Below are 19,890 nucleotides of genomic sequence, written 5' to 3' on the forward strand. Positions count from 1 at the left end.
CGAACGTGTACGGAAACTGCCTCGTATTCGACACTCACCTTGACTTTTCAGCGGCACACATCGATCCTTATGCCGTCTGCCGCCGGTTCTCCGGCGGCGTTTTCCGTCTCCGAGGCCGGGTAGTACCCGACGGCCGTGGAGTGACGGGGGCCTCCCCTCGATACCGCGGCATCTCTTCCCCTCCCGCCGGGAGGGTGGTTAGGCTAGCCTTAGCTTGGGTCGACGGCACGCGCCGACCGCAGGGCGACAGGACAGGGGACGGCCAGGTGACTGCGGTGATGGCGGGGCGCGACGCCGCCACCCCGCTCGCCCCGGTGACAGCGACCCTGCGCGCCATGTTCGGCACCGACGATCTGCCCGGGCTCGCGCCCGGCCTGCTTGTGCACGACGAGCTGGACCGCTGGTCCCCCGCCACCCGCCTGATCGACGGCGCGCTGCTGTCCGAGTTCCTGACCCGCGCCGGGCGCCGCTGGGGCGGCACCCCGCACGCGTGTGCCGCGCTGGCCTGGAAGTCCTACAGCTACTGGACCGCGCTCCCCGCCGTGCTCGGCTGGGCGTCCGCCCGCCGGGTGCCGCTGCTCGACCCGGCCGACGTGCTCGTGCACTTCGAGGACCACCACCAGCTCCTCACGCTGGGGCTGCGCGCCTCCACCCCGGTGGCGGTGCTGCCGAGCGACCCGCTGGCTCTCGCCGGAGCTCCGGGCGTACTTGTGGTCCCGGACGAGGCGGCGCTGCTCGGCGCGCTGCGCGCGTCCCTGCTCGACGCCCACTTCGCGCCGCTGATCGGCGCCATCCAGGGCGAGGTCCGGATCGGCACCCGTACGCTGCTCGGCTCGGTGGCCTCCGGCATCGCGCACGGCGTCCTGCGCGCGTCGGACGCCCTGCCCGGCTCGGCCACCGCGGCCGTCGGCACGCTGCTCACCGCGCTCGACCTGAGCGACCTGGTCGAGCTGGTGCCCGGCCCGGCCGGCGAGCCGACGGTGCAGCGGCGCACCTGCTGCCTGGCGTTCACGCTGCCCCGGCCCAAGGTGTGCCAGGGTTGCTGCGTCCGCCAGGGCTGACCGCTCAGCCGGCCAGCGGCCGGACGTCCCACAACCACACCCCGCCGGTACGCGTCGGCGTGATCCCGCTCAGCTCCGTCATCGCCCGGCGCAGCGCCTCGGCCTGCGGCAGCCGGGGGTCGAGGATCACCGCGCCGGCCCGCCAGTAGCGCAGGTCGTCCACGGCGGCCACCCGGTCCTGCGGCGTGATCGGCGGAACCGCGTCGGTGCGCCGTACCGTCTCGAAGAACGTGCTGGTGGGACGCGGCGGCGCGGTGAAGAGGGCGATCCGGTCCCCGCCGGGGCGGGTGTCCGGATACAGGAAGTAGCCGCGGGCCAGCGGCATGTCCAGCCGGGTCTCGGCGGACCAGCGCAGCGGGACCGCGTACGTGGTGTCGGGTAGCGGCAGCGTGACGATGCTCCGCCCGTCGGCGACGTAGGGGCGCCAGGCGCCGGAGGTGACGAACGCCGGGGTCGGGTCGAGGCGCTTCGCGGGCAGCGGGGTGGGCAGGATCGGCACCAGCGCCATGGCGAGCACGGTGACGGTGGCGAACCGGATCTGGCCGCGCGCGTCCGGGTGTCGTACGGCCAACTCCCGGACCCGCTCGGCGCCGAGCGCGAGCAGCACGCCGATGATCGGGGTGAGCGCGAGCGACCAGCGGGTGGGCACCACGGAGTGCAGGACCGGCAGGTTCTCCAGCGCCGCCCACGGGCCGGGGATGCCGGTGTCCTCTCCGTCGTAGCGGATCTCCCGGCCGAGCGAGAAGAGCACGAACACGAGCCCGACCGCAGCCAGCCCGAGCACCACCGCGTTGCGGCGCATCCACCAGACCAGCGCGACCACCAGGACCACCAGCGGCCAGCCGAAGAACGCGTTCTCCTCGGTGGCGTTCTTGACCAGCGGTTCGCTGCCCCGGGCATCGCCCGCCACCGACTCCCGGGACCAGGCCACGTACGCGGCGAGGTCGGTGGAGTAGCCGCGGATCAGCGTGGAGAGCCCGCTGTACGCGCCGGGGCCGAAGAACTGGACCCAGAGCGGGTACGCGAGCAGCGCCCCGGCGACCACCGCGGCCACAGCGAGCCCGGCGGCGAACGGGCGGACCGCCGAGCGCAGCGCGGGACGGCCGAGGGCGAACGCGAGCACCACCACGCCGAGCCCGATCGCGGTCATCAGCAGGATCTCCAGGTTGAGGAACGCCTGCCAGACGATCACCAGGCCGAGCAGGACGCCGTTGCGCAGCCACCGGCCGGGTTCGGCCAGGCGCAGCGTCCGCCAGATGATCAGCGGCACCACGAACTGGCTGACGATGTTGGGGTGCGAGTTGGCGTGCGAGATCATCGCCGGCGCGAACGCGCAGAAGGCGGCACCCAGCGACGCCGGACCGCGGGACTTCACGACAACTCGGGAGAGCAGGAAATACCAGGACACGCCGGTGGCGGCGAGCCCGAGAGTGAGGAAAATCAGAAAGGACCAGCGCGGACCTGCCCAGAGCGTTATCGGGGTCAGCGGCAATGAAACGGATAATACGGACGTATTAGCCATGAGATTGACGACATCCGGCACATTCATCCGGTCCGAGGTGAACGGATAGGCGAAATCAGTGACGACGCGAGCACCATGCGCCATCATCCATTCGAATTGCGCCTGATCTGTCCGATTGTCCCGAATGCCATTGCGCGGATCGACCCATAGTCGAGCGGTCACCCAGAACGCGAGCAGCACGAAGCTGAGCACGGCGAGCGCGTCGATCCGCCTACCCTGCCCCGATTTCGGCGTACTCGCGCCGCTTTCCGGAGTAGTCATGACATTTCAGAGCGTAGTCAGGGTATGGCGGGCACGTGCAATGTTCCGGGGAATCACGTACTATGTGCCGAGTTCGCCGAACGCCGAACAGGCACCCCTCCGGATCACAATTCGGCCCCCCTCCGTCCCCCGATTTCCCCCTCAGCCATCCAGATGGTTGACTCTGACGGTCCAGGCGCGGGTCAGTCATATCGTGAGGAATCGACGCATGGCAGAAATCACTGGGGATCAGCGCGTCCAGTCCGAGGTGCTCGAAGGCCTGGCAACGGCTGTCAACCACCGGCAGTGGTTCGTCGAACTGGCGGTGCCCTACCTCGGTGACAACCCGATCGAGATCGGCAGTGGCCTCGGCGACTACGCCTCCGCCTGGGCGGCGTACGCACCCCGGATCACCGCCACCGAGGCCGACCCGGACCGGCTGATCCAGCTCAAGGAGCGGCTGTCCGACCACCCCGGCGTCGAGGTCCGGCAGATGCTGCTCCCGCACCACGAGCGCGGTGACTACAGCGCGGCCGTGTCCTACAACGTGCTGGAGCACATCGACGACCACGTGGGCGCGCTGCGCAGCATGCGGGATCTGGTCCGCCCCGGCGGCGCCGTGGTCATCATCGTGCCGGCGTTCCAGTTCGCCATGAGCCCCGCCGACATCGCCACCGGCCACGTCCGCCGCTACACGAAGAAGACGCTCGCCGCGGCGATGACCGAGGCGGGCCTCACCGTCGAGCGGATCCACTACGCCAACGCGCTCGGCCTGATCGGCTACTTCATGGCCACCAAGGTCTTCCGGCTGATGCCGAAGGAGGGCCCGATGGTCAAGGTGTACGACACGCTCGTGCTGCCGGTCACCAAGGCCGCCGAGCAGCGCGTCCGGCCGCCGTTCGGCCAGTCCGTCTTCGCTGTCGCCCGCGTACCGGCCTGAGGCCGGGGGCCGCGACGGCCCCCGGCCGCCGGTCACTCCTTGATCTGGTACGTGGGGCGGATGACCGCCCGAGCCAGGGTGTGGAACGCCAGGTTGAAGCCGACGAAGGCCGGGCTGGCCCCGGCGGGGATGTCGAGGCGGTCCACGTCCACCGCGTGCACCGCGAACACGTACCGGTGCGGACGGTCCCCGGCCGGCGGCGCCGCGCCCCCGTAGCCGGTGTCGCCGTAGTCGTTGCGGACGCTGAACGCGCCGTCCAGGTCGGCCTCACGCACGCCGGTGGGCAGCTCGGTGACGGACACGGGCAGGTTCACCAGCACCCAGTGCCAGAAGCCGCTGCCGGTCGGGGCGTCCGGGTCGAAGCACGTGACCACGAAGCTCTTGGTCTCGGCCGGGAAGCCCGACCAGGACAGCTGCGGTGAGACGTTCTCGCCGCCGGTGCTGCCGTGCGCGTACCGCGCGTCCATCGGCTCGCCGTTGTGCACGTCGTCGCTGGTGAGGTCGAACGACGGCACCGTCGGCAGCAGCTCGTACGGGTCCGGGGCGATCGGTCGTTCCAGGGTCATCGAAACGGTCCTTCCGGGTACGCGAATGTCCTGCGCCCCTTCATACCCCGTTGTCCGCGCCACCGTGCTGCCGGCGCACCATCTCGTTGATCCAGACCGGCGCGTACGGCGACGTGCACCCGGGCGGCGTCGGATAGTCCTTCAGCACCCCGAGCCGCTCACCGATGCCGATCGCGCGGTCCCGGTACGCGGCGTGCTCGATCCCGATCTGCGCCAGGCAGTGGTTCATCGCCCACTGGAGGCGCTCCGGCGCATCCGCCATCTCCGCCTCGATCACGTCGAGCAGACCGGCCAGGTCCAGCCCGTCCGGGTTCCGCGCCACCCGCTCGGTGGTCAGCGCCCAGCCGGCGCTCGCCACGACCGGATCGGGATCGGCCGACCAGGCCAGGCGCAGCGGCTCGGCGTGCGGGCTCTTCTTCACCACGTAGTTCACGAGCCAGTCGTGCACCTTCGGCGTCCGCGCCTCGCGCAGCATCGCGTCCAGCTCGTCCCGCCCGTACGCCTTCGGCCGGCAGATCAGCATCGCCAGCAGCCGCGCCGCGCTGTCGCCGGTCGCCCACAGCTCGCGGGCCAGCTCCTGCTGCGTCTTCAGCCGCTTGGCGACCGCCCGCAGCTTGCCCAGGTTGACCCCGTGGTCGTCGCCGTGCCGCTCGTTGATCGCACGGATCTTCGGGTCGTCGAGCGAGGCCAGCTCGGCCGTCACCCCGGCCATCGTCGTCGTCTCCGCCAATCCGGCCTCCCACCGTCGCCGCGACCCGCAGCCTACGACCGGCGCGACGCTCCCGCTGTTTCTCCCCTCCGCCGCCCTGCCGTGTCGTGCCGTCGCCACATCACGGCATCCCATATCCGTCGCGCTGGTCGTGATGCCGGGCTGACCGACGGATGCGCGCTTGCCCTCAACGACCCAGTAACGGGTGATCGGGGAGTGGGGGATCGGAGAGGCGGCTGGCAGTCGCGGTTGCAGCATCGACGTCTGATGCTCGGCGCCCCGGGAGAAAGAACATCTCTCGTTAAGGCTTATGCCTCTCGGTCATATTTATGCCTGAGAGGCATAAGCCGTAGAGGTCATGACTTCTCTCCAGCCGACACGCCCGGCGGGGCCGCCCACCAGCCGACTACTTCCGCCCCTGGAGCATGGGCTGAGCTGTGTGAAAGGCGATCAACTACTGGCGGAGGGTGTGGGATTCGAACCCACGAAGACATCGCTGCCTTACCGGTTTTCAAGACCAGCGCCATCGGCCACTAGGCGAACCCTCCCGGCACGCCCCCGAGGGGTGCGCGACCGGGGACCAGTCTGCCACGAACGCCGTACCGGGCAAGCCGCCGTCCCACCTCCGAATCATGGCCGCCGGCAGGTCCACAGTGGCCGAAGGGCCGGCGAGGCGGCTGCCCCGGGCGGTGCACCTGCGCGGCGACGGGCGGATCGGGTAAGACTGAGTCATGCGCGCGATCACGATCACGGAACCCGGCGGACCCGAGGCGCTCGTCTGGACCCATGTGCCGGACCCGGAGCCCGGTCCCGGCGAGGTGATCGTGGAGGTGCGGGCGAGCGCGGTGAACCGGGCCGACCTGTTGCAGCGGCAGGGGCACTACCCGCCGCCGCCGGGCGCGTCCGCGTACCCCGGTCTGGAGTGCTCGGGGACGGTGCGTGCCCTCGGTCCCGGCGTGACCGGCTGGTCGGTGGGCCAGGAGGTGTGCGCGCTGCTCGCCGGCGGCGGCTACGCCGAGCAGGTCGCGGTGCCGGCCGGGCAGTTGCTGCCGGTGCCGGCCGGGGTGGATCTGGTCGACGCGGCGGCGCTGCCGGAGGTGGCCTGCACGGTCTGGTCGAACGTGGTGGACCTGGCCCGGCTGGCCGAGGGCGACACGCTGCTGGTGCACGGCGGCGGCAGCGGGATCGGCACGTTCGCGATCCAGCTCGGCGTGGCGCTCGGCGCGACGGTGGTGGTGACCGCCCGCTCGGCGAAGCACGACCGGCTGCGGGAGCTGGGCGCCGCGCACACGATCGACTACCGCGAGCAGGACTTCGTCGACGAGGTACGCCGGATCACCGACGGCCGGGGCGCGGACGTGATCCTGGACATCATGGGCGCCTCCTACCTGCCCCGGAACGTGGCCGCGCTGGCGACCGGCGGGCGGCTCGTGGTGATCGGCATGCAGGGCGGCCGCAAGGGCGAACTCGACCTGGGGATGCTGCTGGCGAAGCGCGCAGCGGTGCACGCGACCGCGCTGCGGTCCCGCCCGGTCGAGCAGAAGGCGGCTATTGCCCGGGGCGTACGGGAGCAGGTGTGGCCCCTGGTGGAGGCGGGCCGGATCCGGCCGGTGGTGCACGCCCGGGTGGACATGGCCGACGCCGCCGCCGCGCACCGCCTGGTGGAGACGAACGACCACCTGGGCAAGGTGCTGCTGGTCCGGTGAGGTCAGCCCTGGCCGGGGCGCGGGAGCATGAGGCGCGGGCCGGGGCCCTCGGCGGCGAGTGAGTCACCGGGGTTGTAGAGCGTGCAGCGCTGCAACGACAGGCAGCCGCAGCCGATACAGCCGTCCAGGTCGTCGCGGAGCTTGCCTAGCAGCCGGATCCGCTCGTCCAGCCGGTCCCGCCAGGCGCGGGACAGCGCGGCCCAGTCGTCGGGGGTGGGGGTACGCCCCGCCGGCAGCGAGTCGAGCGCCGCCCGGATCTCCTCCAGCGAGACGCCGACCTGCTGGGAGATCCGGATGAACGCGACCCGGCGCAGCTCGGTGCGGGCGTAGCGGCGCTGGTTCCCGCCGGTGCGGGCGGCGTGGATCAGGCCGAGCCGCTCGTAGTAGCGCAGCGCCGAGGCGGCGACGCCGCTGCGGTCGGCGAGCTGTCCGATGGTCAGTGTTGCTTCGTGCATCACACGGCCTTGAGTTGAAGTTCGCTTCAAGTCCGAGGCTATCGGTATGACGACGACCACCGCCACCGACCTGGGCGCGTTCCTGGATCGGGTGCGCGCCGGCCGCGAGTTCGGCGCCAACGTGTACTCGACGCTCGACGTGCTCCAGGTGCTCTACGACCGGGTGCTCCGGATCACCCCGGCCACCCTGGACGACCCGGACCGGGACCGCTTCCTGCTCTCCAAGGGCCACGCGGTCGCCGGGTACTACGCGCTGCTCGCCGCCCGCGGCTTCCTGCCGGCCGAGTGGCTCGACGACCAGGGCGGCCCGGCGAGCCGGCTCGGCGACCACCCGGACCGCACACTCGTGCCGGGTGTGGAGATCGGTTCCGGTTCGCTGGGCCACGGGCTCGGGCTGGGCGTGGGCACCGCGCTCGGGCTCCGGGCCCGGGGCCGCACCGGACCCCGGGTGTACGTACTGCTCGGCGACGCCGAACTGGACGAGGGCTCCAACCACGAGGCGATCGCGTACGCGGGCGCGACCGGGCTGGACAACCTCACCGCGATCGTGGTGGACAACCGCTCGGCCACGTACGGCTGGCCGGGCGGCGCGGCGAGCCGGTTCACGGTGAACGGGTGGAGCGCCGCAACAGTCGACGGGCGCGACCACGACGCCCTGCACGCCGCCCTCACCGGGCACGACGGTCACCGGCCGCACGTCGTCGTCGCGGTCGTCACGGACGGGGAGTGAGAATGAGCAGCACCATGCGGGACTCGTTCGTCACCAGCACCGAGGAGGTGCTCGCCGATCCGCGGACGACAGTAGTGCTCGCCGACATCTCCGCCGCCGCGTTCGAGCCGGCCGCCGCCCGCTACCCGGACCGGGTCGTCAACGTGGGCATCCGCGAGCAGCTGATGATCGGGGTCGCGGGTGGGCTGGCGCTGACCGGCCAGCGGCCGATCGTGCACAGCTACGCCCCGTTCCTGGTCGAGCGGGCGTACGAGCAGATCAAGCTGGACCTCGACCACCAGGACGTCGGCGCGGTGCTCGTCGGCATCGGCGGCTCGTACGATCGCGCGGCGGCGGGACGCACCCACCTCGGGCCGGCGGACGTGGCGTTGCTGGACACGCTCGACGGCTGGACGGTGCACGTGCCGGGGCACCCGGACGAGGTCCGGCCACTGCTGCGCGACGTCGTGTGCGGGCAGGACTCGGCGTACCTGCGGCTGTCCATCCAGGCCAACGCGCAGGCGTACCCGCAGGCGGGTGACCTGCATGTGGTGCGCGACGCCGGGCCGGGCGCGCCGCTGCTGGTGGCCGTCGGTCCGGTGCTCGACGCGGCGGTGGCTGCGACGGCCGACCGCCCGGTCACCGTGGCGTACACCCACCGGCCCCGGCCGTTCGACACCGCCGGGCTGCGGGCGCTCGCCGCGACCGAGGTGATAGTGGTCGAGCCGTACCTGGCGGGCACCTCGACGCGGGTGGTGTCGGAGGCGCTCGCCGACCGGCCGCACCGGCTGCTGGCGCTCGGCGTGGGCCGTAAGGACCTGCGCCGCTACGGCAGCGCCGAGGACCACGAACGCTGGCACGGCCTGGACGCCGCCGGGCTGCGCCGCTCGGTCGACGCGTTCCTCACCTGAGCGGCCCGGACACGACGGAACCCCGCGACCTCGGCTCGTGCCGGGCTCGCGGAGTTCCGTCGACGGCTCAGTGCGCGGCGGCGGGACCGGCCGGGCGGCGGCGGGCGCGCTCGCGGGCCAGGATCCAGATCGCCTCGACGCCGTCCTTCCAGGTGATCTTCTTGCCCTCCTCGCGGCCCCGGGCGCGGTAGCTGATCGGCACCTCGTACGGGCGGATGCGGCGGCGCAGCAGCTTGCCGGTGACCTCCGCCTCCATGCCGAAGCCGCGGGAGCGGACCTGCAGCGAGCGGTACAGCTCCAGCGGCATCAGCTTGAAGCAGGTCTCCAGGTCGCCGATGTAGGAGTTGTAGAGCACGTTCGCGGCGAGCGTGACGCCCTTGTTGCCCATCACGTACCAGAAGCTGTACGAGCTGTGGCTGCCGAAGGTCCGATTGCCGTAGACGACGGTCGCCCGGCCGTCGAGCACCGGCTCCAGCAGGCGCGGGATGTCCTGCGGGTCGTACTCCAGGTCGGCGTCGAGGATGACCATGTACTCACCCTCGGCGCTGTCGACGGCGGTCTTGATGGCCGCGCCCTTGCCGGCGTTGCGCTGATGGGTGATCACCCGCAGGCGGGCGTCGTCCACGCGGCCGAGAACCTCGCCGGTGCCGTCCCGGCTGCCGTCGTCCACGACGACGAGCTCGATCTCGCAGGGGTAGTCCACCGCCAATGCCTGCTTGAGGGCATCCGCGATACGTTCTTCCTCGTTGTAGACCGGCATGAGGATCGAGAGCTTCACGGAATCTCCACGGAGGCGATGGCAGGTCGGGGCATAGCGTAGCCTGGCACATTGCTCAGGTCACGACAGCCCGGGCACCCTATTCCTGGCGAAGTGGTACGACCACGAGCCGGGCCACGCTCCGGTCGCCCTCCTTGGCGCCGGCCACCCCGACCGTCGTACCGATCTTGATGTCGCTCGATCGGATCGTGGTCCGGCGCTCGACCACCCGCAGCTTCTCGCCGAACGTCCACGTCACTGTGAAGCCGTCGGTGGACTTGACGGTCATCGACCTGTCGTCGATCGCCGTCACCTCGCCGCGCTGGACCGTGACGGTCTTCGTGCCGCCGTCCCTGGTCCGCACCACCGCCTCGCCGTGCAGCGTGTTGCGCCGCAGCAGCACCCGCGCCCGGTGCCGCTGGTGTCCCTGCTTCGCCCGCTCGCCCTCGCCGCCCGGCCCGGCCTTCGGGCTGCCGGAGGGCGCCGGCGCGGCCAGCGGATCCACGTCCAGTTCTCCGGCGTCGACGCCGAGCGCGGCGAGCGCCTGACCCTCCGTACCCAGGGCCGCGCTCACCTCGACCGCGTCGTCCGGTGCCGCGCCGGGCCGGGCCGCGCCGCACCCGGCGAGCCCGAGCGCGGCCGCGGCGAGCAGTGCGGTGGCGCCGGTGACGATTCGCTGACGTGCCATCAGTGGTCCTCTCTCGCGGTGACGACCCGAGCGTTCCGCACCGATGCGAGGAGACGGTCAAGCCGATGTTCGAGCCGCGTAAGGATCCGGCGGCACCCGGACGGTGAACGCGGCCCCGCCCTCCGGGGCGTGCCCGGCGGCGATGTCCCCGCCGAGCCGGCGGACCAGCCCGGCGGCGAGCGCCAGGCCGAGTCCGCTGCCCACCTTGCGCACGCCCCGGTACCGCTCGTGCAGCGCACCGCGCTCGAACGCCACCCGCAGGTCGTCGTCGGTGAAGCCGGGCCCGCCGTCCCGGACCTCCAGCACCCCGCCGCCCGCCGGGCCGTCGGCGCGGACCGCGAGCACCACCGGCGCCCCCGGCGGTACGACCCGCAGCGCGTTCTCCAGCAGCCCGTCCACCACCTGCCGGATCCGGCCCGGATCGGTGTACGCCGGCACCGGCACACCCGGCGTCTCCAGCCGGAACGGCACCCCGAGCGCCGCGTACCGGCCGGACCAGGCGCGCTCCGCGTCGGCGGCGAGCCCGGCCAGGTCGACCGGCACCGGTTCCAGGGGGAAGTCGACCGCCTCCAGCCGGGCCAGCGCCAGCAGGTCGCGGACCAGCCGGTCCAGGTGTTCGGCCTCGGCGAGCACGGTCCGGCCGGTCGCCGGCACCGCGTCGGCCTCGATCACGCCGTCGGCCAGCGCCTCGGCGTAGCCGCGGATGGCGGTGAGCGGGGTCCGCAACTCGTGCGAGACGGAGAGCAGGAACTCGCGCTGCCGCCCCTCGCTCGTGGCGAGCGCGGCGGCGAGGCCGTTCAGCGCGTACGCCAGGTCGGCCACCTCGTCGGGCGGCTCGACCGGTACGCGGACCGCCCGGTCCCCGGCACGCAGCCGCGCGGCGGCGGTGGCCGCGGTACGGATCGGCCGGGCCAGCCGGCGGGCGAGCAGCAGTCCGGCGGCGGCCCCGGCGGCGAGCCCGGCGAGCAGCGGCAACCAGAGTCCCCGCAGCACCTGCCGCCAGGGCGCGGCGCTGCGGGCCCGGGTCAGCACCACACCGTCCCCGCCGGGCAGCGCCCGCGCCTCGACCAGCCGGCGTTCCCCGTCGACGAGCCGCCGGCCGGAGACGTTCTCGCCGCCGGCGACCCGCGTCACGAGCGGTCGGGGCAGGCCCGGCCGGTCGGCCCGGCCGTCCCGGATCACGTACACCTCGATCTGCTGCTGGCGTAGTTGCCGGATGAGCCGGTCCCCGGCGCCGTCGCGCTGGCGTGCCGGCCGTACCCGGAGCACGTCGGCGGCGAGCCGGGCCTGGGCGGCGAGCGCCTCCTGGTCCCGGCGTTCCGCGCCGCGTACCGCGAGGGGCACCGCGACGAGCGCGGTGACGAGCACCGACACCAGCGCCACCGCGCAGGTGGCGAGCACGGCGCGGGCGGTGAGCGTCCGCCCGGGTCGGCGCGGCATCGGTCGGGTCGGCTGGTCAGGCATCGGCGGCGTACCCGACGCCCCGGTGGGTGCGGATCACGCTGTCCGGGCCGAGCTTGGCCCGCACCTGCGCCACGTGCACGTCGACGGTCCGGGTGCCGGCGTGCGCCGCGTACCCCCACACGCCCGCCAGCAGCTCCTCCCTGGTGAACACCCGGCCGGGCCGCGCCATCAGGTGGGCCAGCAGGTCGAACTCGGTGGAGGTGAGCTGCACCGGCGTACCGGCGGCGGTCACCGTGCGGCGGGCCGGGTCGAGCGTGACGGCGCCGAGCGTGCGGGGCTGCTCGGCGGGCACGCCCGCGGTGCGGCGCAGCACCGCCCGCAGCCGGGCGAGCAGTTCGCGCGGGCTGAACGGCTTGGTGACGTAGTCGTCGGCGCCCAGTTCCAGCCCGACGACACGGTCCACCTCGTCGTCGCGGGCGGTGAGGAAGATGACCGGCGTCCAGTCGCCGGCCGCGCGCAGCCGGCGGCAGATCTCGGTGCCGGCCAGGCCGGGCAACGCGATGTCGAGCACGCAGGCCACCGGGCGCAGGCGCCGCGCGGCGGCCAGCCCGGCCTCGCCGTCACGTTCCAGGTGTACGCCGAACCCGTCCCGGGTCAGGTAGAGCCGGACCAGGTCGGCGATGGCCGGCTCGTCCTCCACCACGAGGACGAGCCCGGGCGGGGCGGCGGTGGTCACCGGCTCATGATGACCGACCGGCGACCGGCGGGCCGGTCAGGAAATGTTCGGATCAGGTAAGGAGAAGGTCAGCGGGCCGGGGCGGGCCGCAGCACCGTCGGGCGGGCGCCCGCCGCCGGCTCACCGATGGTCGCCACCACCCGCTCGGCCGGCGTACGCAGGCGGGTGCGGAAGGCGTGGTTGAGCAGCGCGTCGAGCTGCCACACCTGCTTCGGGTGGTGGGCACGCAGGACGAAGCGCTCGCGCACCCCGTCGATCGCGGTGGCCGCCAGCTCCACGCTGTGCGCGCGGGCGTCGGGGCTCCACGTCACGTTGCTCAGCTCGCGCAGTTCGGTGTTGAGGTGCAGGCGCAGCCGGTGCAGCACCCGGGTCTGCCGGGTGACCACCAGCCGCCGGTGGGTGAGGAGCATCAGGTAGTCGCCGCCCACCGGGTCGTCCGGGCGGCTGCACCGGGTGACCAGGATGGTCGCGTCGCCGGAGCCGACGCACCGGCGGAACACCGGCATGTGCCGGGTGACGGTCTGGGTCGCCAGGCCGGTCTCGGCGGCGGCCGGGAGGAACGTTCGCGAGAACACGTCCATGCCCGGTCCAACGAGCCGATGACCAGGGGTGATATGGGTCACGCCCGATTTCTGGAACTTCCACACGTGCAAGTCGCACCCGCGGTGCGACACCGGCGGCCCGTCGGATCAGAGCAGCTCGACGATCGTGGCGTTGGCCATGCCGCCGCCCTCGCACATGGTCTGCAGGCCGTAGCGGATGCCGTTGTCCCGCATGTGCTGGAGCATCGTGGTCATGATCCGCGCGCCGGACCCGCCGAGCGGGTGACCGAGCGCGATCGCCCCGCCCCGGGGGTTGAGCCGCTCCGGGTCCGCCTCGGTCTCGGCCAGCCACGCCAGCGGCACCGGGGCGAACGCCTCGTTCACCTCGTACACCCCGATCTCCTCGATGCCCAGCCCCGCGCGGCGCAGCGCCTTCGCGGTGGCCGGGATCGGCGCGGTGAGCATGGTGACCGGGTCGTCGGCGGCGACCACGGCGGTGTGCACCCGGGCCAGCGGGCGCAGGCCGTGCCGGCTGGCCCACTCGGCGGTGGTGACCGCGAGCGCGGCGGCGCCGTCGGAGATCTGCGACGCGGACCCGGCGGTGACCACGCCGTCGGCGCGGAACGGGGTGGCCAGCTCGCCCAGCTTGGCCAGCGAGGTGTCGCGGCGGATGCCCTCGTCGGCGGAGAACTTGCCGCCGTCGGCGAGCGCCACCGGGGCGAGTTCGGCCTCGAACGCGCCCGCGTCCTGCGCGGCGGCCGCCTTCTCGTGGCTGGCCAGCGCGAACTCGTCGAGCTGGGTACGCGAGAAGCGCCACCGCTGCGCGATCAGCTCGGCCCCGACGCCCTGGTTGAACGGCAGTGGCGAATCCTCCGCGACGCCCTCGACGCCGCGGTAGCGCTCCAGGATCGCCGCGCTGAACGGCATGCCACCGGCGACGCTGGAACCCATCGGCACCCGGGTCATCGACTCGACGCCACCGGCGACGACCAGGTCGGCCTGGCCGGAGAGGACCGTCGCGGCGGCGAAGTGCAGCGCCTGCTGGCTGGACCCGCACTGGCGGTCGAGCGTGGTGCCGGGGACCGACTCCGGCCAGCCGGCCGCGAGCACCGCGTTGCGGGCCACGTTCCAGGACTGCTCGCCGACCTGCGACACGCAGCCCCACACGACGTCGTCGACCTGGCCCGGGTCGATGCCGGTGCGCTCGGCGAGCGCGCGCAGCACGTGCGCCGAGAGGTCGACCGGGTGCACTCCGGCGAGGCTGCCCTTGCGCCGCCCGACCGGGGTCCGTACCGCGCCGACGATGACCGCGTCACTCATGTCTACTCCCCGGTAACCTCGCTTGCCCCGATCCTACGTGCTGATCCGACCGGTCGTCCTCCCCCGGTGTGCGGCAGGTGCGGCTGGCATGCTGAGCGGATGGATCCACAGTCGCCGCCGATCAGGCAGTGGCGGGTACCGCGCGAGGTGCCGGTGCTCAAGGCGGTGGGCGCGCTCGCGCTCGTGGCCCTGGGGCTGGTCTTCGCCGGCGGTGACCCCGTCCGGCCGGCGCTCGCCGGCCTGGCCGCCGCCGGTCTGCTCGCCTGGGCGCTGCGCGACGTGGTCGCCCCGGTCCGCCTCGCCGTCGACAGGGACGGGCTCACCGTGCTGCGGGGGTTCGCCGGGCGGCGCCGGCTGCCGTGGGACGCCGTGGAGGCGATCCGTCTGGACCGGCGCAGCCGGCGCGGGATCACCGCCGAGACGCTGGAGATCGACGCCGGAGAGTCGCTGCACCTGTTCGGCCGCCGCGACCTGGACGCCCCGCTGGACGAGGTGGCCGCGGCGCTGGACGAGGCCCGCCCCGCGCGCTGAGGCTCAGCCGAGCAGGGCGGCGGTGCGGACGAGCGTCAGGCCGATCAGTGCGACCAGCACGATCGCGCAGCCCGCCACCTGGAACACGGTGCGCCGTGACCGTGGCGCGTACGCCAGGACCAGCGCCACCAGCGCGCCGGCCACCAGACCGCCGAGGTGCCCGGCCACCGAGATGCTCGGCACGGTGAACGTGAAGATCAGGTTGATCACCAGGATCGGCACGATCGCCGAGGTGTCCCGGCCGAGCCGCCGCATGATCACGAAGACGGCGGCGAACAGGCCGAACACGGCGGTCGAGGCGCCGGCCGTGAACCGGTTCGGCTCGGTGAAGACGTACGCGGCGACGTTGCCGCCGAGCCCGGCGAGCAGGTAGAGCGCCAGGAAACGCAGCGGCCCGAGCACCGCCTCCAGCGTCCGGCCGAGCACCCAGAGCGCCCACATGTTCAGCAGCAGGTGCAGCACGCCGTAGTGCAGGAACATGGCGGTGACCAGCCGGTACCACTCGCCGTCGGCCACCCCGCCGACGTGCCCGTCAGGGAAGCGCGCCAGGCCGAGCACCGCACCCCACTCGGTGAGCGGCGTCCCGTTGCCCATCAGGCCGCCCAGGCCACCGCCGGCCACCGCGGTCCCGCTGCGGGCCGAGAGGATGGACAGCAGCATCATCACCACGTTCAGCGCGATCAGCGCCTTCGTGACGTTGCCCTGGCGGCCGGCGGCACCGCCACCGAAGGCGGTACGCGCCGGCCGCACGCTGCGGCGGCCCTCGGCGACGCACTCCGGGCACTGGTGGCCGACGGACGCGTCGCGCATGCACTCGGTGCAGATCGGCCGGTCGCACCGGGTGCACCGGATGTACGTCTCCCGGCCGGGGTGCCGGTAGCAGACCGGAGTGGTCGGCACCGGACCCCCGGTGGCGTCGCCTGGCTGGCCGGAGCGCTCAGTCATGCGAGCAAAGGTACCCGCGTGCCGCTCAGGACTGCTTGTGCTCGATCTCGACCCGCTCGATCACCACGTCCTGCAGCGGCCGGTCGCTCGGGCCGGTCGGGGTGTTGGCGATCGAGTCGACCACCTTCGCGGACTGCTCGTCGGCCACCTGGCCGAAGATGGTGTGCCGGTTGTTCAGGTGTGGCGTGGGCGACACCGTGATGAAGAACTGCGAGCCGTTGGTGCCCGGCCCGGCGTTCGCCATCGCCAGCAGGTACGGCCGGTCGAAGCGCAGCTCGGGGTGGAACTCGTCGGCGAACTTGTAGCCCGGACCACCGCGGCCGGTGCCGGTCGGGTCGCCCATCTGAATCATGAAACCGCTGATCACGCGGTGCGAGACGGTGCCGTCGTAGTACGGCCCGCTGCCCGGCTGACCGGTACGCGGGTCGATGTACTCCCGGGTGCCCTCGGCCAGCTCCACGAAGTTGCGGACGGTCTTCGGCGCGTGGTTCGGGAAGAGCTCCAGCCGGATCGGGCCGGCGTTGGTGTGCAAGGTGGCGTAGACAGCCTCGGCCACGGGTACTCCTCACTCGTAGTTCAGTTCCTTGCGGATCCTCCCATGTGCCCGATCTGGCCATGCGGAGGCATTCGAAGGTGGAGGATGACGAAGGAACAACTCCCAGGAGGTGGGACCGTGTTTGGAATCGGGCGGCGAAAGACCCAGGGCCAGCTCGCGAAGGTCGAGTTGAACCAGGGCATCGGTCACCTGAGGCAGGCCGCCACGCACGCGGCGAAGGGTGCCGGCGCCACTGTCGGCCCGCGGGTCCAGGCAGCCCGGGTCGCCGTCGCGCCGACCGCGGTCCTGGTCCGGGACCGCGCCTCCAGCGGGTTCGCGTCGACCGCCGCGGCGCTCGCGCCGGTTCTGCTGGCCGTGCGCAACGCCCGGGTCGAGGCCGCCGGCAAGGCGTCGGACGGCCGCAAGGTGATGGCCAAGAAGCAGGCCGCGATGACCAAGAAGGCGAAGAACATGAAGGCCGGAAAGAAGAAGCAGCGCAGGTCGCGGGGCATGACCGCGGGCCTGATGGTGGCCGGCACCGTCGCCGGCCTGGCCGGTGCGATGGCCATGCGCCGCCGCCGCGAGCAGCAGGAGTGGGCCGAGTACGACCCGACCGGCACGCTCGGCGCGAGCGGTCGGGACAAGCTGGAGCCGATGCGGGAGGACGTGGACACGATCGTGGTGGAGACCCCGGACGCGAGCGCGAAGGTGACGCAGGCCGGCCCGACCGGCGCCGGCTCCTCGGCGGTGGCCAAGGGCAGCAGCGCGTCGACCGCCACCTCCGGCAGCCAGCCGGTGATCCACCCGACCGACCAGGTCCCCTCCGTCGCCGAGGGCGCCCGGGACGTCTCCGGCCGCCCGGCCGACGACATCACCAAGGCCGTCCAGGCCGGCAAGAACGCCGCGAAGGCCGGCGGCCGCCGCTGACCTCGTACCGTCGGATCAGCGCCGGCACGCGGGGCGACCCGCGTGGCCGGCGCTTCCGCGTGTACGGGCGGCGCGGCGGCCCGCCGTGACGCTGCGGTTACAGCCAGCCGTTGCGGCGGAACAGACGGTAGAGCGTGAAGGACGCCACGAGCATCAGCGCCCAGACGCCCGGATAGCCGTACGTCCATTTCAGCTCGGGCACGTTGTCGAAGTTCATGCCGTAGATGCCGGCGATCGCCGTCCACACCGCACCGATCGCGGCCCACGCGGCGATCTTGCGCATGTCGTTGTTCTGGTCGACGGTGACCTGGGCCAGCCGGGCCTGGAGGATCGAGTTGAGCAGGTCGTCGTAGGAGTTCACCTGCTCGACGGTGCGGCTGAGGTGGTCCTGCACGTCGCGGAAGTAACGCCGTACCTCCTGCGGCACCGCACGGTTGACCTGCGAGGTGAGCGTGATCAGCGGGCGCTGCAACGGCACCACCGCCCGCTTGAACTCGACCAGCTCCCGCTTCATCTGGTAGATCCGCTGGATCCGGCCGCTGCTCTGCCTGTCGAAGACGTCCGCCTCCAGCACGTCGAGGTCGTCCTCCAGCCGGTCGGCCACCTCCAGGTAGAGGTCCACCACGCGGTCGGTGATCGCGTACGCGACCGCCCACGGGCCGTGCCGCAGCAGGTCCCGCTTCGCCTCCAGGTCGGCGCGAACCGGCGCCAGCCGGCAGGCGTCGCCGTGCCGCACGCTGATCACGAAGTGCGGCCCGATGAAGAGCATCACCTGGCCGGTCTCCACCACCTCGGAGTTCTCGGTCAGCTCGGCGTGCTCGCAGTAGCGGGCGGTACGCAGCACCAGGAAGACGATCTCGCCGAAGTGTTCCAGCTTCGGGCGCTGCTGGGCCTTGACCGCGTCCTCCACCGCCAGCTCGTGCAGGCCGAAGGTGGCGGCGATCTCGGTCATCTCGGTCAGGTCCGGCTCGTGCAGGCCGAGCCAGACGAAGCCGTCGCGTTCCTGCCGGGCGGCGGCCAGGGCCTCGGCGTACCCGGGGCGGCCGGGGCGGCGCTCGCCGTCGACGTACAGCCCGCAGTCGACGATGCCGCTGCGTTCCGGGCCGGCCGGCCGGGGCGTACGCGGGGAGCCGTCCGCGTTGAGGATGCGGGACATCGCGCGTACCGGGGCCGACCAGGCGCGGGGGCGCAGGGCCCGGCTGCCGTCGGTGCCGGCGGTTCGGTCGCGTGCCACCCGGTCCGTCATCTCTCGCCCCCTTCCCCTGAAGCTGCGGCTTGCAGGTTACGCCGACCGGCGGGAAGCGCAGCGCGGCCGCGGGTGCGGGGGACTGGTGGTTGCGACGGGCGTCACGCGGCGGCGCCGGGCGGGCCGGGCCGCGTCAGGGGGGTGAGGGGCGACACGGCCCACCCGGCACCCCTTGGGGGCGGGAGTGATGCTGGGCGTGCCGCCGGCCCGGCCGGTCGTCCGGCGTGCGGGCTGGTCACCGGCAGAAGGTGAGCGGCACTCGCAGCATTGTGGGGGTGCCGGCCGGTCCGGCGGGAGTGCCGAACCGGCCAGCGGGGCCTTTTTGTCAGAAACCCGACAGAAAATCAGCCGCGAACGGCGGCCATCGCCTCGGCGAGACGCCGCACACCCTCGTCGATCCGGTCCGCCGTCACCGCCGAGTACGCCAGGCGCAGCGCGTGCCGGCCGCCGTCGACCATGAAGTCGCTGCCCTTCACCACCGCCACGCCGCGTTCGGCGGCCGCCGGGGCGAGCCGGTCGACGTCGACGTCCTCGGGCAGTTCCACCCAGAGGAAGTAGCCGCCGTCCGGCTCCACGAACCGGGCCTCCGGGATGTGCCGGCGCAACGACTCGGCCAGCACCGCCGACCGCTCGCCGAGCGCCGAACGGACCGTCCGGATCGACTCGTCGATCGCGCCCGAGACGCAGAACTGGTGCACGATCGCCTGCGCCACCATGCCGGGCGAGATGTAGAGGTTTGTGGCCCGCTTGGCGATCGCCGCGATCAGCTCGGCCGGGCCGACCAGGTAGCCGACCCGGACGCCCGGGCAGACCGTCTTGGTGAAGCTGGAGGCGTGCACCACCACGCCCCGGGTGTCCATCGACAGCATCGAGGGCAGCGGCTCGCCCCGGAACCGGATGTCCGCGTACGGGTCGTCCTCGAAGATCGTGAACTCGTACTCGGCGGCCAGGTCCAGCAGCTCACGGCGCTTCTCCAGGGAGAGCGTCACGCCGGCCGGGTTCTGGTAGTTGGGGATCACGTGGGCCAGCCGCGGCCGTACCCCGGACTCCAGCAGCTTGCGCAGCTCGGCGGTGTCCAGACCGTCCGGCTGGATCGTCACGCCGTGCACCTCGCCGCCCATCTGCTTGAGGTTGAGCAGCGTGCGGTCGTACGTCGGGCGCTCGACCACCACCGCGTCGCCACGGCGGACCAGGTGGTCGAAGAGGAACGCGTCGGCCTGCAACGAACCGTTGGTGATCAGCACCTGGTCGGCCTCGACACCGTGCTTCTCGGCGATCCACTTCCGCAGGGGCGGGTAGCCGACGGAGGTGCCGTACGCGGTGACCCCGGCGGGGTCGGCGTCGAAGGCGCGGACGGCGGCGGCCTTGAGCCCTTCGACATCGACGATGTCCAGCGAAGGCGCGCCACGGGCGAACGAGATCAGCTGCTCGGCGGTCATG

The 19,890-nt window shown here is 72.7% G+C and carries 21 protein-coding genes and 1 tRNA gene; 7 read left to right on the forward strand and 15 right to left on the reverse strand.

From position 1 onward, the window contains the following. Positions 1-278 precede the first annotated feature (278 nt). Positions 279-1,061 carry a hypothetical protein gene (locus tag O7546_RS28120; protein ID WP_281601191.1) on the forward strand — a complete coding sequence of 261 codons (783 nt, stop codon included), beginning with the start codon at positions 279-281 and terminating at the stop codon, positions 1,059-1,061. Positions 1,062-1,065: 4 nt separating this feature from the next. Here O7546_RS28120 and O7546_RS28125 read toward each other — a convergent pair whose 3' ends face one another. Further along, entirely contained in the window at positions 1,066-2,844 is a 1,779-nt protein-coding gene (locus O7546_RS28125; RefSeq protein WP_281600236.1) for a hypothetical protein, read from the reverse strand. 208 nt (positions 2,845-3,052) lie between these two features. Between O7546_RS28125 and O7546_RS28130 the strand changes: the two genes are divergently transcribed. Then, a complete protein-coding gene (locus tag O7546_RS28130) occupies positions 3,053-3,763 on the forward strand; it encodes a class I SAM-dependent methyltransferase (RefSeq protein WP_194800391.1) in 711 nt (236 codons plus the stop codon). Between the two features lie 32 nt (positions 3,764-3,795). On the opposite strand, the gene O7546_RS28135 is transcribed toward O7546_RS28130, so the two are convergent. The 3 genes from O7546_RS28135 to O7546_RS28145 all read right to left on the reverse strand — a co-directional run bounded on the left by O7546_RS28135 (position 3,796) and on the right by O7546_RS28145 (position 5,586). Beyond that, positions 3,796-4,329 carry a YbhB/YbcL family Raf kinase inhibitor-like protein gene (locus O7546_RS28135; protein WP_194800390.1) on the reverse strand — a complete coding sequence of 178 codons (534 nt, stop codon included), beginning with the start codon at positions 4,327-4,329 and terminating at the stop codon, positions 3,796-3,798. A gap of 40 nt (positions 4,330-4,369) precedes the next feature. Then, entirely contained in the window at positions 4,370-5,059 is a 690-nt protein-coding gene (locus O7546_RS28140; RefSeq protein WP_194800389.1) for a DNA alkylation repair protein, read from the reverse strand. 437 nt (positions 5,060-5,496) lie between these two features. Then, positions 5,497-5,586, reverse strand: a tRNA-Ser gene (locus tag O7546_RS28145). A gap of 183 nt (positions 5,587-5,769) precedes the next feature. Here O7546_RS28145 and O7546_RS28150 point away from each other — a divergent pair. Beyond that, the gene (locus tag O7546_RS28150) at positions 5,770-6,744 is read left to right on the forward strand and encodes an NAD(P)H-quinone oxidoreductase (protein WP_194800388.1); all 975 of its coding nucleotides are present in this window, start codon (positions 5,770-5,772) and stop codon (positions 6,742-6,744) included. A 2-nt stretch (positions 6,745-6,746) separates the two neighbouring features. Here O7546_RS28150 and soxR read toward each other — a convergent pair whose 3' ends face one another. After that, positions 6,747-7,199 carry a redox-sensitive transcriptional activator SoxR gene (gene soxR / locus O7546_RS28155; protein ID WP_194800387.1) on the reverse strand — a complete coding sequence of 151 codons (453 nt, stop codon included), beginning with the start codon at positions 7,197-7,199 and terminating at the stop codon, positions 6,747-6,749. 46 nt (positions 7,200-7,245) lie between these two features. Between soxR and O7546_RS28160 the strand changes: the two genes are divergently transcribed. Both O7546_RS28160 and O7546_RS28165 read left to right on the forward strand, forming a co-directional pair. Beyond that, entirely contained in the window at positions 7,246-7,929 is a 684-nt protein-coding gene (locus O7546_RS28160; protein ID WP_194800386.1) for a transketolase, read from the forward strand. A 14-nt stretch (positions 7,930-7,943) separates the two neighbouring features. Then, positions 7,944-8,819, forward strand: a complete 876-nt coding sequence (locus tag O7546_RS28165) for a transketolase (protein WP_281601192.1) — start codon at positions 7,944-7,946, stop codon at positions 8,817-8,819. Between the two features lie 67 nt (positions 8,820-8,886). Here O7546_RS28165 and O7546_RS28170 read toward each other — a convergent pair whose 3' ends face one another. The 6 genes from O7546_RS28170 to O7546_RS28195 form a co-directional block, all read right to left on the reverse strand. Then, positions 8,887-9,597, reverse strand: coding sequence for a glycosyltransferase family 2 protein (locus tag O7546_RS28170; RefSeq protein WP_135242490.1), 711 nt, complete (start codon positions 9,595-9,597; stop codon positions 8,887-8,889). Positions 9,598-9,676: 79 nt separating this feature from the next. Then, the gene (locus tag O7546_RS28175; RefSeq protein WP_269697831.1) at positions 9,677-10,264 is read right to left on the reverse strand and encodes a hypothetical protein; all 588 of its coding nucleotides are present in this window, start codon (positions 10,262-10,264) and stop codon (positions 9,677-9,679) included. A 57-nt stretch (positions 10,265-10,321) separates the two neighbouring features. Continuing rightward, entirely contained in the window at positions 10,322-11,704 is a 1,383-nt protein-coding gene (locus tag O7546_RS28180; protein WP_348651247.1) for a HAMP domain-containing sensor histidine kinase, read from the reverse strand. A gap of 16 nt (positions 11,705-11,720) precedes the next feature. Then, complete coding sequence (locus tag O7546_RS28185; protein WP_194800383.1) at positions 11,721-12,404, reverse strand: response regulator transcription factor; 684 nt, start codon at positions 12,402-12,404, stop codon at positions 11,721-11,723. Between the two features lie 68 nt (positions 12,405-12,472). Next, complete coding sequence (locus O7546_RS28190) at positions 12,473-12,985, reverse strand: hypothetical protein (protein WP_281600237.1); 513 nt, start codon at positions 12,983-12,985, stop codon at positions 12,473-12,475. Positions 12,986-13,093: 108 nt separating this feature from the next. Then, the gene (locus O7546_RS28195) at positions 13,094-14,266 is read right to left on the reverse strand and encodes an acetyl-CoA C-acyltransferase (RefSeq protein ID WP_013289257.1); all 1,173 of its coding nucleotides are present in this window, start codon (positions 14,264-14,266) and stop codon (positions 13,094-13,096) included. A gap of 99 nt (positions 14,267-14,365) precedes the next feature. On the opposite strand from O7546_RS28195, the gene O7546_RS28200 reads away from it, so the two are divergent. Beyond that, complete coding sequence (locus O7546_RS28200) at positions 14,366-14,797, forward strand: PH domain-containing protein (RefSeq protein WP_194800380.1); 432 nt, start codon at positions 14,366-14,368, stop codon at positions 14,795-14,797. Between the two features lie 3 nt (positions 14,798-14,800). On the opposite strand, the gene O7546_RS28205 is transcribed toward O7546_RS28200, so the two are convergent. Both O7546_RS28205 and O7546_RS28210 read right to left on the reverse strand, forming a co-directional pair. Continuing rightward, the gene (locus O7546_RS28205; protein WP_181726503.1) at positions 14,801-15,742 is read right to left on the reverse strand and encodes a rhomboid family intramembrane serine protease; all 942 of its coding nucleotides are present in this window, start codon (positions 15,740-15,742) and stop codon (positions 14,801-14,803) included. 25 nt (positions 15,743-15,767) lie between these two features. Then, positions 15,768-16,298, reverse strand: coding sequence for a peptidylprolyl isomerase (locus O7546_RS28210; RefSeq protein ID WP_194800379.1), 531 nt, complete (start codon positions 16,296-16,298; stop codon positions 15,768-15,770). Between the two features lie 84 nt (positions 16,299-16,382). Between O7546_RS28210 and O7546_RS28215 the strand changes: the two genes are divergently transcribed. Next, a complete protein-coding gene (locus O7546_RS28215; RefSeq protein WP_269697832.1) occupies positions 16,383-17,204 on the forward strand; it encodes a hypothetical protein in 822 nt (273 codons plus the stop codon). A 97-nt stretch (positions 17,205-17,301) separates the two neighbouring features. Here O7546_RS28215 and corA read toward each other — a convergent pair whose 3' ends face one another. Then, a complete protein-coding gene (gene corA / locus O7546_RS28220) occupies positions 17,302-18,450 on the reverse strand; it encodes a magnesium/cobalt transporter CorA (RefSeq protein ID WP_281600238.1) in 1,149 nt (382 codons plus the stop codon). Between the two features lie 344 nt (positions 18,451-18,794). Then, a complete protein-coding gene (locus O7546_RS28225) occupies positions 18,795-19,889 on the reverse strand; it encodes a PLP-dependent aminotransferase family protein (protein ID WP_194800376.1) in 1,095 nt (364 codons plus the stop codon). Position 19,890: the final 1 nt, after the last annotated feature.

This window comes from Micromonospora sp. WMMA1976 (assembly GCF_027497335.1).
In the GTDB taxonomy this organism is placed as follows: domain Bacteria; phylum Actinomycetota; class Actinomycetes; order Mycobacteriales; family Micromonosporaceae; genus Micromonospora; species Micromonospora aurantiaca.